The organism is Arthrobacter sp. AIWTK1 (genome assembly GCF_056680535.1).
In genome coordinates this window covers 2,288,806-2,307,496 of sequence record NZ_CM155287.1, presented here as the reverse complement: position 1 = coordinate 2,307,496, position 18,691 = coordinate 2,288,806, and the positions used below count along the sequence as shown (strand labels likewise).

Genomic DNA, 18,691 nt, shown 5'->3' with positions numbered 1-18,691 from the left:
CGGTCACATCCCGTCGGGTGGCGCGCGTACTACATCCCGTAGAATGCTTTGGTGCGATCTCCCGATTCTCCCGTCCTGTCCATTACCGGACTCATCAAGGACGTTGGCCCGCTGGCCTCCCTTGACGGCAAAATGCTCCGGGTGGTCAGCGGCGTCTCCCTGGCCGCCGAACGCGGACAGGTCACCGCCCTGCTGGGAGCCAACGGCGCCGGCAAAACGACCACCATTGAATGCGCGCAGGGATTGCAGCGGCGGTCCGGCGGTACGGTCTCCTTGCTAGGCCAGGACCCGGACATTTCAGGGGCCTCGCTCCGCTCCCGCGTGGGTGTGATGCTGCAGGACGGCGGGTTGCCGCCGTCGGCCCGTCCCATCCCCCTGCTGAAGCATATCGCCGGTATGTACCAGGATCCATGGCCTGTTGATGAATTGATCGGGCGCCTGGGCATTGACACGTTTAGCCGGACCACGGTCCGGCGCCTCTCCGGCGGCCAGCGGCAGCGGCTGGCCCTTGCCGCTGCCCTGGTGGGAAACCCCGAAGTCCTCTTCCTGGACGAGCCGAGTGCGGGCCTGGATCCACAGTCACGCCAGCTGGTTTTCCAATTGATTTCCGAACTGCGGGATGCCGGGATGGGAATCGTCCTGACGACCCACCTTATGGACGATGCCCAGCGGCTGGCCGACTATGTGTACATCATTGATGCGGGCCGGAACGTCGCGGAGGGCACGGTGGCGCAGCTGCTGCAGCGGAATCTGGGTGCGGACGCCGCCCAGGAACATGTCCGGACGCTTCTTTTCGAGGCACGGCCCGGCCTGGACTTCACTGGCGTGCTGCCCGCCGCCGTGGACGTCCGGGAAACCCGCGCCGGGAGCTATGCCGCAACCGGCGCGCTGACCCCGGAAGACCTTGCCTCACTGACGGCTTGGTGGGCTGCCCACGGCATCATGCCCGGCTCCATGAGCCTGGAGGCCCGTAGCCTCGAAGACGTATTTTTGGACATCTCGGGAAGGGAGATCCGATGAGCCGGGTCCTCGGCAGCGCTCCTGCCCCGCTGCTTCGCCGCATCCTGCTCCAGGGAAAGTATGAAGCACTGACGATGCTCCGCAACGGGGAGCAGCTCATCCTGGCGATCGTCCTGCCCTTGCTGGCCCTGGTGGGACTGACTGTTACCCCGCTGTTGGACGGCCTGGGCGGATCCCGCGTTGACGTGGCGGTGCCAGGCATCCTCGCCCTGTGCGCCATGTCCACCGCCTTCACCGGCCAGGGCATCTCCACCGGCTTCGACCGCCGGTATGGAGTGCTGCGTTTCCTGTCCACCACTCCCCTGGGCCGCGCCGGACTGATCGCAGGCAAGATCCTGGCGGTGCTGGCCGTGCTGGTCCTTCAGGTACTGGTGGTGGGCGTGGTGGCTTTCGCACTCGGCTGGCAGCCGACGGCGGCGGGCTGGCTTCCGGCGCTGGTACTGCTGGTGCTGGGGGCGGCAGCTTTCACCGCACTGGGCCTCCTGGTCGCCGGTACAGTCCGGCCGGAGGCCACCCTGGCCATCACCAACCTTTTGTGGATCCTGCTCGGAGCCCTGGGCGGAATTGTCCTGCCCGCCGAGCGGCTGCCCGGACCGGCCAGGGACCTTGTCCACTTCCTGCCCTCCGGCGCGCTGGGCGAGGCGCTCCGGGACGCCTTCCTGGCAGGCACCTTCAATGGAGGCGCCACCCTAATCCTGCTGCTCTGGACGGCAATTGCCGGTGCAGCGGCCATCCGTTGGTTCAAGTGGAATTGAGAAAACCGTGAGTACGGCATCGCGCCTCCCCCAGATTCTCGGACGCATGACGTCCAAGCTGCCCGTAACGGTCAACGCGACCGTGCGCAGGCTGGCCGTCCTCTCACTCATCGGACAGACGGTCCTCGTGGTGACCGGCGGCGCCGTACGCCTGACCGCGTCCGGCCTCGGCTGCCCCACGTGGCCGCGCTGCACGGACGGGTCCCTGGTCAACACCCCGGAAATGGGCATCCACGGCCTCATCGAATTCGGGAACCGGCTCCTGACGTTCGCGCTGGCGGCGATCGCAGTGCTCATGCTGGTGTACTTGTGGAACCTCCGCAAGGAGCGCAAGGACCTCTTCCTGTTGGCCCTGGGCCTGCTGGCAAGCATCCCGGCACAGGCAGTCATCGGCGGCATCACGGTACTCACCCAGCTCAATCCGTGGGTCGTGGGGCTCCACTTCCTGGTGTCGATGGCCCTGGTCGTTATTGCGACGCTGTTGGTCAACCGGGCCTATGGGCGCACGGGACGGTTTCCCGCCGTCGCGCTTCCCGCCCTTCCCGGCGCCGCACGGCCGGTGATGGCCGCCGTCGCGCTGTTTTCCGCCGTCGCCGTGACGCTCGGAGTGGTGGTTACAGGGGCGGGGCCGCACGCGGGTGACGCCGACGCCCCCAGGAACGACCTGGACTGGGACCTCTTCTCCCACATCCACGCCGTGCCCGCCTACCTTGTCACTGCCGGCGCGCTCTTCGGTGTATTCCTCGTGTTCCGGGGCCGGGTCAGGGGGCCGTTCCGCACTGCCGTGCTGATGCTCCTGGGAGTCACGGTGCTGCAAGCGGTTATTGGCTTCACGCAGTACTACAACGGCATTCCCGCTCTCCTGGTGGGCGCCCACATGCTCGGAGCCGCGCTGCTCATGAGCGCCGCCACGAACGCCGCAGACCTGGCGCGGTTCAGCCCGGTCAAGTAGGGCCGTCCGGTCAGGCGTGCCGCAGGGCGCGTTCAGGCAACAGTGCCGGCCCTGGTCAGGCAGCCCCGAAACGGCAGCCAAGCCGGGTAACAGGCAGCAGGCGGGAAGCACCCCGGTCACCATTGACCGGGGTGCTTCCCTTTGCCTCCTGACGTGAATGCCACGACAACCCCACGACGCTCTCTCAGATCCTGCAGTGTTTTTGCCGACGCTCTCTCACCTCGGTACGACCGCAAACAGGACGCTCGTCACTTGCGTGGTGAGAGAGCGTCCCGTGGGGTGTGGGGTTAGGGGTTTGGGGTTAGCCCATGATGGCTGAACCCACGAAGGGGTCGACAGCCAGTGCGATGAACAGCAGGGTCAGGTAGCTAATGGAACCGTGGAAGACCTTCATGGCGCCCTTGTTGGAGACGTCGCCGCCCTGGGCCCGGTTGTAGAGGGCGTGCGATTCATACAGGAACCAGGCGCCGGCAGCGACGGCGGTGACCGTGTAGACCCAGCCCGCTCCGCCGGCGGGGATCAGCAGCAGCGAGCAGGCAACCATGGCCCACGCGTAGAGGACAACCTGGACGGAGACGACCTTCGCACCGGCGATGGCCCCGAGCATCGGCACGTTAGCGTTCCGGTAGTCCTCGCCGTAGCGCATGGACAGCGGCCAGTAGTGCGGCGGGGTCCACAGGAAGATCACCATGAAGAGGACGATTGCCGGCCACTCCACAGTGTTGGTGACCGCGGACCAGGCAATCAGCACCGGGAAGCATCCCGCAGCGCCGCCCCAAACAATGTTCTGGGCCGTGCGGCGCTTGAGGATCATGGTGTAGATGACCACGTAGAACACGATGGCCCCGAGGCCAAGCCACGCCGAGAGGGGGTTGGCGCCAAACCAAAGGATCGCGATGGCGGCCGCCCCCAGCAGCCAGGAGAACACCAGCGCCTCGCGCGGGGTCACTTCGCCGGTGACCAGGGGTCGGTTTTCGGTCCGGTGCATCAGTTTGTCGATGTCACGGTCGATGTAGCAGTTGAAGGCACCGGCGCTGCCGGCCGCGAATGCCCCGCCCACGAGCGTGGCAAGAATGAGCCCGATGGACGGAAATCCGCGTTCCGCGTAAATCATGGTGGGCAGCGTGCTCACGAGGAGCAGCTCGATCACCCGCGGTTTTGTGAGGGCAAGGTACGCCTTCGCTTTACGGGCTATCCCGATTTTTCCGGGGAGCCGGGAGGCGTTCAGCGGCGTATCTGTTGTGCTCACGGTGGCAGTCACTCTGTTCTGTCTGGCTGTTCAGTCCGGCTGGTTCTCGCAGCGGCGGCGGCCCAAAACGGGCCCGCTCCCTCCGGCGGTGGCCTCCGAATATCATACCGTGGCTCTCCGGGGTCCAAAGCCTCGATGATTCCGGCAGGTTAACCGATCCTCACTGGCGCCGCCCGACGCGGTGATTCATATAAGGAAAATTCAGTCCACTTAGTGAGATATACGCTGACCAGCCCGTGGAATGGGGCTAAGCTGTCTGCAGATCAGCACGCAAGGAATGCCAATGGAATGCGCATTCCCGGATTCTCGAACGCGACTGAATGAAGATCAACGTTTCAATGGTGAACGGCTGGTACTAACCGCAGCGGGCGCCATTATGTGTGTCCCCGCTCCGGCCTGTTCGTACCACCTGCCGTCAGCACAGAGAGGGGCCCGGTTTTCGTGCCACATTTGGAAGAGCAAGAACTGTCATGGACCAGTTTGGACCAGCGAGCCGTTGACACGGTCCGCATTCTGGCCGCGGACGCGGTCGAAAAGGTAGGAAACGGCCACCCGGGCACCGCGATGAGCCTGGCCCCGGCTGCGTACCTTCTCTTCCAGAAGCTGATGCGCCACGACCCCAAGAACCCGGACTGGATCGGCCGCGACCGGTTCATCCTCTCCCCCGGCCACACCTCCCTGACGCTGTACATCCAGTTGTTCCTCTCCGGCTACGGCCTGGAACTGAACGACCTTAAGGCGCTCCGCACCTGGGGTTCGCTGACACCGGGCCACCCGGAGTACAAGCACACCGCCGGTGTGGAAATCACCACCGGCCCGCTGGGCCAGGGCCTTGCATCCTCCGTCGGGTTCGCATACTCCCAGCGCCGCCAACGCGGCCTGTTCGACGCCGACGCTCCCGCCGGCACCTCCCCGTTCGACCACACCATCTGGGTCATTGCCTCCGACGGCGACCTCCAGGAAGGCGTGACCTCCGAGGCTTCATCGCTGGCCGGCCACCAGGAACTCGGCAACCTTGTGGTGGTTTACGACGAGAACCACATCTCCATCGAAGACGACACCGACGTCGCCTTCACCGAGGACGTCCTCAAGCGCTACGAAGCCTACGGCTGGCACGTCCAGCGTGTTGACTGGACGAAGACCGGCGAATACAAGGAAGACGTGCAGGAACTGTACGTCGCACTCCTCGCTGCGAAGGCGGAGACCTCCAAGCCCTCCATCGTTTCGCTGCGCACCATCATCGGCTACCCGGCGCCTAAGAAGCAGAACACCGGCAAGATCCACGGCTCGGCCCTGGGTGCCGAGGAAGTCGCAGCGCTGAAGAACGTGCTGGGCTTTGACCCCGCGAAGTCCTTCGAGGTTGACGAAGAGGTGCTGGCCCACGCCCGCTCCGTCGTCGACCGCGGTGCCGCCGCACGTGCCGAATGGCAGGACTCCTTCGAGGCCTGGCAGGCGTCCAACCCCGACGCCGCCGCGCTGCTCGAACGCGTCGAGGCCCGCAAGCTCCCCGTGGAACTCGACTCGGCCCTGCCGGTCTTCGAAGCAGGCAAGGACGTCTCCACCCGCGCTGCGTCCGGTAAGGTCCTGAACGCCATCGGTCCGGTCATGCCGGAGCTGTGGGGCGGTTCGGCCGACCTCGCCGAGTCCAACAACACCACCATCGAAGGTTCGCCCTCGTTCATCCCCGTGTCCCGGTCCACCGATGCGTGGAAGGGCAACCCGTACGGCCGGGTGCTGCACTTCGGCATCCGCGAGCACGCTGCTGCCTCGATCGTGAACGGCATCGCCCTGCACGGGAAGACCCGCGCGTTCTCCGGCACCTTCCTGATCTTCTCGGACTACCAGCGCCCGGCCATCCGCCTCGGCGCGCTGATGGGTGTCCCGTCCCTGTACGTCTGGACGCACGACTCCATCGGCCTCGGCGAAGACGGCCCCACCCACCAGCCGGTGGAGCAGCTGGCCTCCCTGCGCGCCATCCCGGGCCTGGACGTTGTCCGTCCCGGTGACGCCAACGAGGTCTCCGCTGCCTGGAAGGCCATGCTCGAAAACCACGAGAACCCGGCCGGCATCGTCCTGACCCGCCAGAACATCCCCACCTATGCCCGCGGCGAAGGCGACGCCGAGGGTGACACCTTCGGTGCCGTCTCCGGTGTGGCCAAGGGCGGCTACGTCCTGGCCGAGGCCTCCAAGGACGGCAAGACCGCCGACGCACAGGTCATCCTGATCGGCACCGGTTCCGAGGTCCAGCTGGCCGTAAACGCCCGCGAAGCCCTCCAGGCCGAAGGCATTCCCACCCGCGTGGTGTCGATGCCCTGCGTGGAGTGGTTCAACAAGCAGGACGCCGCCTACCGCGACGCCGTCCTGCCCCCGGCCGTGAAGGCACGCGTGTCCGTCGAAGCCGGCCTGGCCCTGGGCTGGAAGGAATTCGTCGGCGACGCCGGCCGTTCCATCAGCCTCGAGCACTTCGGCGCCTCCGCCGACTACAAGCGCCTCTTCCAGGAATTCGGCATCACGGCAGAGGCAGTTGCCGCCGCGGCCAAGGAATCCCTCGCCGGCCTCTCCAACTGATCAACCCCCACGGTTCCGGGGGACGTTGCGCCCCCGGAACCCCTGATTTCCAGGAGTTATGACATGACTACCCCCACCCAGCAGCTCTCGGACGCCGGCGTCTCGATCTGGCTCGATGACCTTTCCCGCGGCCGCCTGCAGACCGGCACGCTCCGCAAGCTGATCGAAGAGAAGAACGTCGTCGGTGTCACCACCAACCCGTCCATCTTCCACGCCGCGATCACCTCCGGCACGGATTACGACGCCGTCATTGCGGCGCAGGCGGCTGCCGGCGCCACCGTTGAAGAGACCGTCTTCGAAATCACCACCACCGACGTCGCCGACGCCTGCGACCTGTTCGCCCCCGTCGCCGCGGCAACCAAAGGTGTGGACGGGCGCGTGTCCATCGAAGTGGACCCCCGCCTCGCCTGGGACACCGCCGGCACCATCGCCGAAGCCAAGCACCTGTACAAGAAGGTCAACAAGGACAACGTCCTGATCAAGATCCCGGCAACCCTTGAGGGCCTCGAGGCCATCACGGCAACCCTGGCCGAGGGCATCAGCGTCAACGTGACCCTGATCTTCTCGCTGGAGCGCTACCGCGCCGTGATCAATGCCTTCCAGTCCGGCCTGGAGCAGGCCAAGGGCAACGGCCACGACCTCTCCAAGATCCACTCGGTCGCGTCCTTCTTCGTCTCCCGCGTGGACGCCGAAATCGACAAGCGCCTCGACGCCATCGGCACCGACGAAGCCAGGGCTCTCAAGGGCAAAGCCGGCCTGGCCAACGCCCGCCTGGCCTACCAGGTCTACGAGGAGCTCTTCTCCACCGAACGCTGGGCACTGCTGGCCGAAGCCGGCGCCCTTCCGCAGCGCCCGCTGTGGGCCTCCACCGGCGTGAAGGACCCGGCCTACCCGGACACCCTCTACGTCACCGAACTCGTGGCACCGGGCGTGGTCAACACCATGCCGGAGAAGACCCTCGACGCCACGTTTGACCACGGCGTGGTCACCGGCGACACCGTCACCCGCGGCTACGACGACGCGAACGCAACCCTGAACGCCCTCGACGCGCTGGGAATTTCCTACAACGACGTCGTGGCACTGCTGGAGTCCGAAGGCCTGGACAAGTTCGTGGCCAGCTGGAAGGAACTCCTGGGTGACGTCGAAGGCGCCCTGGCCTCTGCACGGAAGGCTTCCTAACCCATCATGAGCACCCTCAGCTACGACGCCACCGGCGCAGCCCGCGAGGCCCTTGAACAGCACCTCCCCGCGCTGCTGGAAGACCGCATTGCCACCCGGATTTTCGCGAAGGACCATACCCTATGGGGTCCGGACGCCGAACAGGAATCCGCCATCCGGCTCGGCTGGGTCGAGGCGGCAACCGTCTCCCAGCCGCTGGTCAGCGACATCCTGGAACTCCGAGACGCACTGAAGGCAGAGGGCGTCACGCGTATCGTCCTCTGCGGCATGGGCGGATCCTCGCTGGCTCCTGAAGTCATCGCGGGCACCGCTGGCGTCGAGCTGACTGTGCTGGACAGCACCGACCCCGAACAGGTCAGTGCCGCCCTGGTGGACCGCCTGGCCGAAACCGCCATTGTTGTTTCGTCCAAGTCCGGTTCCACCGTGGAAACGGATTCCCAGCGGAGGATCTTCGAGCAGGCCCTCACCGATGCCGGCGTCGACGCGAAGAGCCGCATCGTTATCGTCACCGACCCGGGTTCGCCGCTGGACAAGGCGTCACGGGAGGCCGGCTATCGCGCCGTCTTCAATGCCGACCCCAATGTCGGCGGACGTTTCTCGGCGCTGACCGCCTTCGGACTGGTCCCCTGCGGGCTGGCCGGAGTGGATATCCAGGCGTTCCTGGATGAGGCCGAAGAAGCAGCCGAAATCCTCAACGAGGACGCCCCCGAAAACATCGGCCTCGCCCTGGGGACCGCGCTGGGCGGCACCAACCCGCTCCGCAACAAGATCGTCATCGCGGAGGACGGATCAGGCATCGTCGGTTTCGCCGACTGGGCAGAACAGCTCATCGCCGAATCCACCGGAAAGCTTGGCACCGGTGTCCTGCCGGTCGTCGCCGGCCCGTCAGCACCGGAAGTCACCTCCGGCGCGGCCGACGTCCTGGTGGTGCGGCTGGTAGCCGCCGACGCCGACGACGTCCAGCTCGGCGAGAACGAGGTCGCCATTGCCGGCGGCCTGGCGACGCAGATGATGGTGTGGGAATTCGCCACAGCCGTTGCCGGCCGCCTGCTGGGTATCAACCCCTTTGACCAGCCCGACGTCGAGGCCGCCAAGGTGGCCGCCCGCGGCCTGCTGGACGCCCAGCCGGAACCGACTCCGGCCAACTTCGTCGACGGTGCCATCGAGGTCCGCGGCGGCGACTGGCTGGGAGACGCCGCAACGGCGCCTGCCGCAGTGTCGGCGCTGCTCGCCCAGCTTGCCGAAGACAGCTACCTCAGTGTCCAGGCCTACTTCGACCGGCTGGCATATGCGCCGTTCGAGGGTGTCCGCGACCAGCTGGCAGCAGCCACCGGACGTCCGGTGACGTTCGGCTGGGGCCCGCGCTTCCTGCACTCCACGGGCCAGTTCCACAAGGGCGGGCCCGCCATCGGGGTGTTCCTGCAGGTCACGGCCGAGTCCGCAACGGACCTCTCCATCCCGGAGCGGCCGTTCACGTTCGGTGAGCTGATCTCGGCGCAGGCCGCCGGTGATGCCCAGGTCCTCAGCGACCACGGACGTCCGGTTCTCCGCCTCCACCTCACTGACCGTGCAGCCGGCGTCAAGCAGCTGCAGGACATTGTTTCAGAGCTCGCCGGCCAGGCAGCAACCCACACTGAAAGCTAAGGCACCGAAACAACCATGCCAGATACTGAAAACGGCAGCAGGAAGTCAGCAGGGCGGCGCCGCAACCCGCTGAGGGACCCTCGGGACCGCCGGCTGAACCGCATTGCCGGCCCCTCATCGCTGGTCCTCTTCGGGGTTACCGGCGACCTCGCCCGCAAGAAGCTCATGCCTGCCGTGTATGACCTGGCCAACCGCGGCCTGCTGCCGCCGAGCTTCGCCCTGGTGGGCTTCGCCCGGCGGCAGTGGGAAAACGAGGATTTCGCCGCCGAGGTCAAGGAGTCCGTCAAGGCCTACGCCCGGACCCCGTTTGACGAGGCAGTGTGGAACCAGCTCTCCGAGGGCATCCGTTTCGTCCAGGGAGAGTTCGACGACGACGACGCCTTTGAGCGGCTCGGTGACACGATCGACGAACTGGACGAGCAGCGCGGAACGCGCGGCAACCACGCGTTCTACCTGTCCATCCCGCCGAAGGCGTTTGAACAGGTCTGCCGCCAGCTGTCCAAGCACGGCCTGGCGCAGGCCGAGGGTGACAAGTGGCGCCGCGTGGTCATTGAGAAGCCGTTCGGGCACGACCTAGAGTCTGCCCGGCAGCTCAATGACATCGTGGAGTCCGTCTTCCCGCCGGATGCAGTGTTCCGGATTGACCACTACCTGGGTAAGGAAACGGTCCAGAACATCCTGGCGCTGCGTTTCGCGAACCAGCTGTTCGAGCCGCTCTGGAACGCCAACTATGTTGACCACGTCCAGATCACCATGGCCGAGGACATCGGCACCGGCGGCCGTGCAGGCTACTACGACGGCGTGGGCGCGGCCCGCGACGTCATCCAGAACCACCTGCTCCAGCTCCTGGCGCTGACGGCCATGGAGGAACCCATTTCCTTCAACGCCGATGATCTCCGGGCTGAGAAGGAAAAGGTCCTGGCCGCGGTCAAGCTGCCGGAGGACCTGTCCACCCATTCGGCGCGGGGTCAGTTCGCCGGCGGCTGGCAGGGCGGCGAAAAGGTCGTGGGCTACCTGGAGGAGGAGGGCATTCCGGCCGACTCCACCACCGAAACCTATGCCGCGATCCGGGTGGACATCCATACCCGCCGCTGGGCCGGTGTGCCGTTCTACCTGCGTGCCGGAAAGCGGCTGGGACGCCGCGTGACGGAAATCGCCGTCGTCTTCAAGCGCGCCCCCAACCTGCTGTTCCGGGATCACGGAGAGGACGACTTCGGCCAGAACGCCGTGGTGATCCGAGTGCAGCCCGACGAAGGCGCCACGATCCGCTTCGGGTCGAAGGTTCCGGGTACGCAGATGGAAGTCCGCGACGTGACCATGGACTTCGGCTACGGGCACTCGTTCACCGAGTCCAGCCCGGAAGCCTATGAGCGGCTCATCCTGGATGTGCTGCTCGGCGAACCGCCGCTGTTCCCCCGGCACGCCGAGGTGGAACTGTCCTGGAAGATCCTGGACCCCTTTGAGGACTACTGGGCAAGCCTCGGCGAACAGCCCGAGCCCTACGCCCCCGGAAGCTGGGGCCCCGCCTCGGCCGATGAGCTGCTTGCCCGTGACGGACGAACCTGGAGAAGGCCATGATCGTAGATCTTCCCGATACAACAACCTCCGCCATCTCCAAAAAGATCATGTCCCTGCGCGAGCAGGGCGGCGTGATCGCGCTCGGACGCGTGCTCACCCTCGTGGTGGTCACCAAGTCCGGGCTGGAGGAAGAAGCAATCGAGGCGGCCAACGAAGCCAGCCGGGAGCACCCCTGCCGGATCATCGTCCTCGCGGATGCCGGGGCCCAGGCCCCCACCCGGCTGGACGCCCAGATCCGCGTGGGCGGCGACGCCGGCGCCTCCGAGGTGATCGTGCTGCGCGGATACGGCGAGCTCGCTGAGGAAAGCGAATCCCTCGTTGCCGCGCTTCTGCTTCCCGACGCACCGATCGTGGCCTGGTGGCCGCACGGCGCGCCCAAGAGTGCTTGCGAAACCTCCATCGGCCGGATAGCCCACCGCCGGATCACCGACTCCGCCAACGAGGAGGACCCGCAAAAAGCACTGGACAACATCCGGAACACGTACAAAGCCGGCGACACAGACCTCGCCTGGACCCGCCTCACCAACTGGCGGATCCAACTGGCGGCCGTTCTGGACCAGGTCGATTCCTCACCGGTCACGGCCGTTGCCGTTGAAGGCGCATCGGACTCGCCCAGCACCCTCTTGCTGGCAGCCTGGCTGACATTGGCCCTGGACGCGCCGGTGACCATCGTGGCGGACCCCGCCGGGACCGGCATCCGCCGCGTCCGGCTGAGCCGTCCCAGCGGAGACGTCCAGCTGTTCCGTCCGGGACTGTCCGTGGCTGAACTGACCCAGCCGGGCCAGCCCGCCCAGCGCATCTCGCTGCCGCGCCGAAGCCTGAGGGACTGCCTCGCCGAAGAACTGCGGCGCCTGGATCCGGACGAAGTCTTCGGTGAAGTGATTACTATTGGACTGCCCCGTACAAATCTAAGGAGTGTCCGTCCCAGTGAGCGCTGATCCCAGAGTAAGCATCCACCCTGACTCATCCGTTTTAATGGCTGCCATTGCAGCCCGGCTGATCACCAAACTGGTGGACGTCCAAGACAAACACGGTGAGGCGACTGTGGTGCTCACGGGTGGCACTGTGGGCATCGGAACGCTCAGGGCGGTTGCCGACTCGGCGGCGGCTCCGGCGGTGAACTGGTCCAAGGTCAACTTCTGGTGGGGCGACGAGCGGTTTGTCGGAAGTTCCGACAGCGACCGCAACACCCTCCAGGCACACGAAGCGCTGCTTTCGCACATACCGGTAGACCCGGACCGGGTGCATGAGCCGGCGTCCACGGACGACTTCGACAGCCCGGAGGACGCCGCAGCGGATTACGCCCGCCGTCTTGCCGAGGCAGCGGCGGCGGAGCACGCCGCGGACATGTCAGATGACCGTCCCGAGAACCCGGGGAAGCTTCCGCGGTTCGATGTGGTCCTCCTTGGCGTGGGTCCGGATGCCCACGTGGCTTCGCTCTTCCCTGAGCAGGCAGGCGTCAGGGAAAAGGAACTCACGGTGGTGGGTGTCCGCAATTCTCCGAAGCCGCCGCCCGAACGGATTTCGCTGACTTTGCCGGCGATCAACACCGCGAGTGAAGTGTGGATGGTCGTTGCGGGCGAGGATAAGGCAGGTGCCGTAGGCCTTGCCCTGGCGGGCGCCAACCCCGTCCAGGTCCCGGCGGCAGGACCTACCGGGCGCACACGGACGCTGTGGCTGATTGACGAGAATGCCGCGTCAAGGGTGCCCGAGCAGCTAGTCCGAAAGGGTCCCGCGGGCTCGTAGCCGTTCCAGCGCTCCAGCCAGTACGTCTTCGGCGTCCTGGCTGGAGCGTCGTTCTTTAACGTACTCAAGGTGGCTTTTGTAGCCTTCCTCGGAGTGGGGCGGGAGCTCGGCCCGTGATTCGTCCCGCGACGCAGGGCCGCCGCAGCGGCGGCAGTCCCAGATGACGGGGATCTGGTCTTCCGGGAGCTTAATGAAAACTGGCCGCGTCTCGTGTCCCTTGGCGCACCAATAGGAAACACGAATACGCGGCAAGCGTTCACCGACAACGTCGTTTGGCTGGATTCTGGGGGCTGACCCTTCGGCCACCCCCACGCGGGTTCCCCGGAACCCTGAAGCAGCATGCACCATCGGGAACTCCTGGCTACTCGACTGACCTGTTGTTGGAAGCCAACAGCCACAGTTTAGTGCGGAGTTCCCGACGGCGGCAGGGCCGTTAGTACCGGGCGTGTAAATTCCGGGGAAACTCCCGGTACTGCTCCGTTTCGGGCCGCTGCTAGGAGTCGCCGCCCCCGGAGAAGCGCATCAGCAGGCCAAGCGCGATGATGACGACGCCCCAGGTGACGCCGAGGATGACCGTAAACCTGTTGAGGTTCCGTTCCGCGACGCCGGAGGAGCTAAGGCCGGAGCTCATGCCTCCGCCGAACATGTCCGACAGACCGCCGCCCCGTCCCTTGTGGAGCAGGATGAGCAGCGTCAGCAGGAGGCTGGTGATGCCCAGGAGGATCTGCAGAATGACATGAAGAACGTCCACGACGGCCTTTCAGAAGTTGATGATTGCGGGGGTCACGCCTGTGTCCGGGCTAATCCGTCAGCAGGTGACTCTCGAACCTGACAATATTAGCAAACTCGGCGGGATCGAGGCTGGCCCCGCCCACCAACACGCCGTCGACGTCGCGCTCGTTCAGGATGGCGGCCGCATTGTTGGCCTTCACCGAGCCGCCGTAGAGCAGGCGCACCTTGGCGGCAACGTCGTCGCCGAACAGGGAGACGAGTTCGGCTCGGATGGCGGCGCACATTTCCTGCGCGTCCTGCGGCCCTGCCACCTCACCGGTGCCTATGGCCCAGACAGGTTCGTAGGCAACCACAAGTTCGGCCGCTTCTTCAGCGCTGAGGCCTTCGACGTCGGCACGGAGCTGGTCGAGGGTGTGCTGGACGTGCGTCCCGGCCTGACGGATCTCGAGGCCTTCGCCGACGCACAGCACCGGGGTGACGCCGTGGCGGAAGGCGGCCTTCACCTTGGCGTTGAGGACCTCGTCGGATTCGTTGTGGATGGTGCGGCGTTCACTGTGCCCCACCAGGACGTACTTGCAGCCCAGCTTGTTCAGGAACTGGCCCGAAATGTCGCCGGTATAGGCGCCGGAATCGAACTGCGAAAGGTCCTGGCCTCCGTAGACAACCTCCAGCTCATCGCCCTGGACCAGGGTCTGGACGCCGCGAAGGTCGGTGAAGGGCGGGAAAACAGCAACTTCAGCGCGGGTGTAGTCGTGCTTGGCGTCGGACAGGGTCCAGGCCAGTTTCTGCAGCAACGTGATGCCCTGGACGTGGTCCATGTTCATTTTCCAGTTGCCGGCGATGAGGGGCGTGCGGTCGAACTTGCCATTCGTTGACGTTGTCACGTGTTCTCCAAAAATGCTTGTGATGTGAACAGCCGGCAGGGCCCCGACTTTTCAGTGCGGTGCCCTGCCGGCTGGAGGATCTAGCGGTCCAGGACGCTAAGGCCCGGCAGTTCCTTGCCTTCGAGGTATTCCAGGCTGGCGCCGCCACCCGTGGAAATGTGGCCGAACTGATCGTCAGCGAAGCCGAGGGTACGGACGGCAGCCGCGGAATCGCCGCCGCCGACCACGGTGAAGGCATCCGACTCGGTAAGGGCCTGCGCGATGGCACGGGTGCCGCCGGCAAAGGCCTCGAACTCGAAGACGCCCATGGGGCCGTTCCAGAACACCGTTTTGGCACCCTTGATCCGGCTGGCGAAAGCTGCCGACGATTCAGGTCCGATGTCCAGGCCGATGCCCTGGGCACCGAAGCTGCTGCCTTCGATGGCGTCAGCGGCGACCGTCTCGTGCTCAGCGTCTGCGGCAAACTTCGCGGCCACTACAACGTCCGTGGGCACGATGAACTCCGTGCCTGCGTCCGCCGCACGCTTCAGGTAGTCCTGGACCACGGGGATCTGGTCCTCTTCCAGCAGGCTGCCGGCAACCTTGTGGCCTTCGGCCGCAAGGAACGTGAACAGCATGCCGCCGCCCACCAAAATGGTGTCAGCCTTGCCGATCAGGTTGTCGATGACGGCAAGCTTGTCCGAGACCTTGGAGCCGCCGAGCACCACGACGTAGGGCCGCTGGGTCTCCGTGGTGAGCTTGCGCAGCACCTCGACTTCAGTGTGCACGAGGTCGCCCTGGTAAGACGGCAGCCGCGTGGCGACGTCGTACACGCTGGCGTGCTTGCGGTGGACGGCGCCGAAGGCGTCATCCACGAAGGCGCCGTGCTCCCCCGTCAACGACACCAGCTCGTCCGCGAAGGCCCCGCGTTCGGCGTCGTCCTTGCTGGTCTCACGGGCATCGAAACGGACGTTTTCAAGGACCAGCACTTCGCCGTCCTGCAGCGAAGCGGCAAGCTCCTTTGCCGAGGCACCGACGGTGTCCCCGGCCAGGGTGACCTTGAACGAGGCCAGTTCAGCCAGCCGCGTGGCGGCGGGCTTAAGGGAGTATTTTTCTTCGGGGGCGCCCTTGGGGCGGCCGAGGTGGGCTGTGACCAGCACGCGGGCACCGGCGTCCGTGAGCTTCGTCAGTACTGGCAGGGAGGCCTTGATGCGGCCGTCGTCAGTCACTTCAGAGCCGTCGAGCGGCACATTCAGGTCACTTCTGACAAGAATGTACCGCCCGCGGACACCATCAGCGATCAGTTCGTTGAGGGTGTGGAATGTCATGTGTCTAACCCTAGCCCAGCTTGGATGCGACAAGCTCCGTGAGGTCGACCAGGCGGTTCGAGTAGCCCCATTCGTTGTCATACCAGGAAACAACCTTGACCTGGTTGCCGATGACCTTGGTGAGACCGGAGTCGAAAATCGAGGAGGCGGGGTCACCGACGATGTCCGAGGAGACAATCGGCTCATCCGTGTAGGTCAGGAAGCCCTGGAGTGCCTCGGACTCGGAGGCCTTCTTCAGCGCGGCGTTGACTTCCTCGACGGTGGTCTCGCGGGAAACCGTGACCGTGAGGTCGGTGGCGGAGCCGGTGGGAACGGGAACGCGGATGGCGTAGCCGTCCAGCTTGCCCTTGAGCTCAGGAAGCACCAGGCCGATGGCCTTGGCCGCACCCGTGGAGGTGGGAACCATGTTGATGGCGGCGGCGCGGGCACGGCGGAGGTCGTTGTGCGGGCCGTCCTGCAGGTTCTGGTCCGCCGTGTAGGCGTGGACCGTGGTCATGAGGCCGCGCTCGATGCCGAACTCGTCGTTGACCACCTTGGCCAGCGGGCCGAGGCAGTTGGTGGTGCAGGAAGCGTTGGAGATGATGTGGTGCTTGGCGTTGTCGTACAGCTCGTGGTTTACGCCCATCACGATGGTGATGTCCTCGTCCGAGGCCGGGGCGGAGATCAGAACCTTCTTGGCGCCGGCATCGATGTGCTTCTTGGCGGCAGCGGCCTTGGTGAAGAAGCCGGTGGATTCGATGACGATGTCAACACCCAGCTCTCCCCAGGGGAGGTTTGCGGGGTCGCGCTCGGCGAGGACCTTGACGACATTGCCGTTGACGACGATGTTTCCGTCCTTGACCTCGATGCTCTCCTTCAGGCGGCCGCCCACGGAGTCGTACTTGAAGAGGTGGGCCAGGGCCTCGGGGCTGGTGAGGTCGTTGACTGCAACGATCTCGAGGTCAGCGCCCTGTGCGAGTGCTGCGCGGAAGTAGTTGCGGCCGATGCGGCCGAAGCCGTTGATACCAATACGGGTCGTCACTTTTTCAGTCTCCTTGGTGCTTGTAGAAGCACAACTAGTTGAGCGGGCGTTCAAGCCAACTAACAGATCCCGCACGCCATTGGGCAGAGATGATTACCAGATCGGAGGGCGACCAGCCACATTGCTGAAGGCTAACCGCCTTCCGTGATCCATCTTACGTTTAAGTTGGTCGGCCCCCGCAAGTGCGGGGGCCGACCTTCCACGATTCGGCCCGAAACGGACTAAATGTGAAGTTTGTTACAGGGGGATGTCTTCCCCGTCACGCCTAGAGGGTGATGAGACCCGTGGCGTTCTTGCGTGCACCGTCGAAGCGCTTGGCGACGTCGGCCCAGTTGACGATGTTCCAGAACGCCTTGACGTAGTCGGCCTTGACGTTGACGTAGTCCAGGTAGAAGGCGTGCTCCCACATGTCCAGCATCAGCAGCGGGGTGGTGCCGAGTGCAACGTTGCCCTGCTGATCGTAGAGCTGCTCGATGACCAGGTTTCCGCCGATGGGCTCGTAGGCCAGGAAGCCCCAGCCCGAACCCTGCAGGCCCAGTGCGGCAGCGCTGAACTGTGCGCGGAAAGCGTCGAAGGAACCGAAGGCGTCGTCGATGGCTGCGGCCAGCTCGCCCTCGGGCTTGTCGCCGCCGTCCGGGGACAGGTTGTTCCAGAACACGGAGTGGTTGACGTGGCCGCCGGTGTGGAAAGCCAGGTCCTTCGAAAGCCGGTTGATGTTGGCGAAGTCGCCCTTTTCGCGTGCCTCAGCCAGCTGGGCCAGCGCGTTGTTGGCGCCGGTCACATAGGCAGCGTGGTGCTTGCTGTGGTGCAGCTCCATGATGCGTGCGGAGATGTGGGGCTCCAGCGCAGCGTAGTCGTAGCTGAGTTCAGGCAGTACGTACTCGGTCACAAAATCCTCCAATGTCGTGGACGGGATGTCCGGTTTGGTAACTCTCGGATTGTGCATCCGGATGACTAGGCACCCGGAAATCTATCGGGACGGAAACCAGGCGGAGCCGGGGCTCCCAAGGGTCACAACCTCCGGTTGCCACGAGGTATTTCCGTTACCCGGTCTCGATTCTAGGGGCGCCGTTACTCGTCCAGCATTTCCGGCGTCACATTGGCCTCGGTCCCGGGGATCCCCAGATCCAGGGCGCGCTTGTCCGCCATTGCCAGGAGCCTGCGGATCCTGCCGGCAATCGCGTCCTTGGTCATGGGCGGGTCGGCCAGGCGGCCAAGTTCGTCCAGGCTCGCCTGCTTGTGGGCCACGCGCAGTTCACCGGCGTACTTCAGGTGGTCCGGGACGTCGTCGCCGAGGATCTCCAGCGCGCGGTCAACCCGGGCGCCGGCGGCAACTGCGGCCTGGGCCGAGCGGCGCAGGTTGGCGTCGTCGAAGTTGGCGAGCCTGTTGGCTGTGGCCCGCACCTCCTTGCGCATGCGGCGCTCTTCCCAGACCATCAGCGCGTCGTGCGCACCCATCCGGGTGAGCAGGGCGGCGATGGTGTCCCCGTCCCGGATGACCACCCGGTCCACTCCCCTGACCTCACGGGCCTTGGCCTGGATGCCGAGGCGGCGGGCCGCGCCGACCAGGGCGAGGGCCGACTCGGGGCCGGGGCAGGTCACCTCCATGGCGGAGGACCGGCCCGGCTCGGTCAGCGAGCCGTGTGCAAGGAAGGCGCCGCGCCACACGGCCTCGGCGTCGGCGGCGGAACCGTTGACCACTGCCGACGGCAAACCGCGCACGGGCCGGCCGCGGGCGTCCAGCAGCCCGGTCTGGCGGGCGAGGGCCTCGCCGTCGCGCACCACCCGCACCACGTACCGGTTGCCGCGGCGCAGCCCGCCGCCGGAAACCACGATGATCTCGCTCTGGTGGCCATACACTTCGGCTATCGCGGCCCTGAGCCGGCGTGCTGTGGAGGCGAGGTCAACCTCGGCCTCGATCACGATCCGGCCCGAAATGATGTGCAGTCCGCCGGCAAATCGCAGCATTGCGGAGACTTCAGCCTTGCGGACCGAGGACTTCTTAATGTCCAGGCGGGACAGTTCTTCCTTGACTGATGATGTCAGTGCCATGGCA

17 protein-coding genes are annotated in these 18,691 nt (G+C 65.6%); 9 read left to right on the top strand and 8 right to left on the bottom strand.

Translation table 11 applies throughout. From position 1 onward, the window contains the following. Window positions 1–51: 51 nt before the first annotated feature. The 3 genes from AC1MDG_RS10490 to AC1MDG_RS10480 are packed head-to-tail and all read left to right on the top strand — an operon-like array spanning window position 52 to window position 2,727. Complete coding sequence (locus AC1MDG_RS10490; RefSeq protein ID WP_479808969.1) at window positions 52–1,020, top strand: ABC transporter ATP-binding protein; 969 nt, start codon at window positions 52–54, stop codon at window positions 1,018–1,020. Further along, window positions 1,017–1,775 carry an ABC transporter permease gene (locus AC1MDG_RS10485; RefSeq protein ID WP_479808968.1) on the top strand — a complete coding sequence of 253 codons (759 nt, stop codon included), beginning with the start codon at window positions 1,017–1,019 and terminating at the stop codon, window positions 1,773–1,775. The genes AC1MDG_RS10490 and AC1MDG_RS10485 overlap by 4 nt, the downstream gene beginning before the upstream one ends. A gap of 7 nt (window positions 1,776–1,782) precedes the next feature. Then, window positions 1,783–2,727: a COX15/CtaA family protein gene (locus AC1MDG_RS10480; RefSeq protein ID WP_479808967.1), complete on the top strand. Its 945-nt coding sequence runs from the start codon at window positions 1,783–1,785 to the stop codon at window positions 2,725–2,727. Between the two features lie 301 nt (window positions 2,728–3,028). Here the strand turns inward: AC1MDG_RS10480 and AC1MDG_RS10475 are convergent, their stop codons facing one another. Continuing rightward, entirely contained in the window at window positions 3,029–3,988 is a 960-nt protein-coding gene (locus tag AC1MDG_RS10475; RefSeq protein ID WP_479808966.1) for a heme o synthase, read from the bottom strand. Window positions 3,989–4,426: 438 nt separating this feature from the next. Between AC1MDG_RS10475 and tkt the strand changes: the two genes are divergently transcribed. The 6 genes from tkt (at window position 4,427) to pgl (ending at window position 12,691) form a co-directional block, all read left to right on the top strand. Then, window positions 4,427–6,544 (top strand): transketolase, encoded by a 2,118-nt coding sequence (gene tkt, locus AC1MDG_RS10470; protein ID WP_479809074.1) that lies wholly within the window; start codon window positions 4,427–4,429, stop codon window positions 6,542–6,544. A 63-nt stretch (window positions 6,545–6,607) separates the two neighbouring features. Next, complete coding sequence (gene tal, locus AC1MDG_RS10465; protein WP_479808965.1) at window positions 6,608–7,723, top strand: transaldolase; 1,116 nt, start codon at window positions 6,608–6,610, stop codon at window positions 7,721–7,723. Window positions 7,724–7,729: 6 nt separating this feature from the next. Next, on the top strand, window positions 7,730–9,367 hold the full coding sequence (locus AC1MDG_RS10460) for a glucose-6-phosphate isomerase (protein WP_479808964.1): 1,638 nt from the start codon (window positions 7,730–7,732) through the stop codon (window positions 9,365–9,367). A gap of 15 nt (window positions 9,368–9,382) precedes the next feature. After that, window positions 9,383–10,945: a glucose-6-phosphate dehydrogenase gene (zwf, locus tag AC1MDG_RS10455; RefSeq protein WP_479808962.1), complete on the top strand. Its 1,563-nt coding sequence runs from the start codon at window positions 9,383–9,385 to the stop codon at window positions 10,943–10,945. Then, window positions 10,942–11,883, top strand: coding sequence for a glucose-6-phosphate dehydrogenase assembly protein OpcA (locus AC1MDG_RS10450; protein WP_043481422.1), 942 nt, complete (start codon window positions 10,942–10,944; stop codon window positions 11,881–11,883). The genes zwf and AC1MDG_RS10450 overlap by 4 nt, the downstream gene beginning before the upstream one ends. Window positions 11,884–11,920: 37 nt before the next feature. Continuing rightward, window positions 11,921–12,691 (top strand): 6-phosphogluconolactonase, encoded by a 771-nt coding sequence (gene pgl / locus AC1MDG_RS10445; protein ID WP_479808960.1) that lies wholly within the window; start codon window positions 11,921–11,923, stop codon window positions 12,689–12,691. On the opposite strand, the gene AC1MDG_RS10440 is transcribed toward pgl, so the two are convergent. The 7 genes from AC1MDG_RS10440 to whiA form a co-directional block, all read right to left on the bottom strand. Beyond that, window positions 12,662–13,039, bottom strand: a complete 378-nt coding sequence (locus AC1MDG_RS10440; RefSeq protein WP_479808958.1) for an RNA polymerase-binding protein RbpA — start codon at window positions 13,037–13,039, stop codon at window positions 12,662–12,664. The genes pgl and AC1MDG_RS10440 overlap by 30 nt on opposite strands. 145 nt (window positions 13,040–13,184) lie before the next feature. Continuing rightward, complete coding sequence (secG, locus tag AC1MDG_RS10435) at window positions 13,185–13,442, bottom strand: preprotein translocase subunit SecG (protein WP_011691936.1); 258 nt, start codon at window positions 13,440–13,442, stop codon at window positions 13,185–13,187. 49 nt (window positions 13,443–13,491) lie between these two features. Next, window positions 13,492–14,307, bottom strand: a complete 816-nt coding sequence (gene tpiA, locus AC1MDG_RS10430) for a triose-phosphate isomerase (RefSeq protein WP_479808957.1) — start codon at window positions 14,305–14,307, stop codon at window positions 13,492–13,494. A gap of 80 nt (window positions 14,308–14,387) precedes the next feature. Next, window positions 14,388–15,614, bottom strand: coding sequence for a phosphoglycerate kinase (locus AC1MDG_RS10425; RefSeq protein ID WP_479808955.1), 1,227 nt, complete (start codon window positions 15,612–15,614; stop codon window positions 14,388–14,390). 10 nt (window positions 15,615–15,624) lie between these two features. Continuing rightward, window positions 15,625–16,635, bottom strand: coding sequence for a type I glyceraldehyde-3-phosphate dehydrogenase (gap, locus tag AC1MDG_RS10420; protein WP_043481409.1), 1,011 nt, complete (start codon window positions 16,633–16,635; stop codon window positions 15,625–15,627). A 265-nt stretch (window positions 16,636–16,900) separates the two neighbouring features. Beyond that, window positions 16,901–17,524, bottom strand: coding sequence for a superoxide dismutase (locus AC1MDG_RS10415; RefSeq protein WP_043481406.1), 624 nt, complete (start codon window positions 17,522–17,524; stop codon window positions 16,901–16,903). Between the two features lie 182 nt (window positions 17,525–17,706). Beyond that, entirely contained in the window at window positions 17,707–18,687 is a 981-nt protein-coding gene (whiA, locus tag AC1MDG_RS10410) for a DNA-binding protein WhiA (protein ID WP_011691931.1), read from the bottom strand. Window positions 18,688–18,691 lie beyond the last annotated feature (4 nt).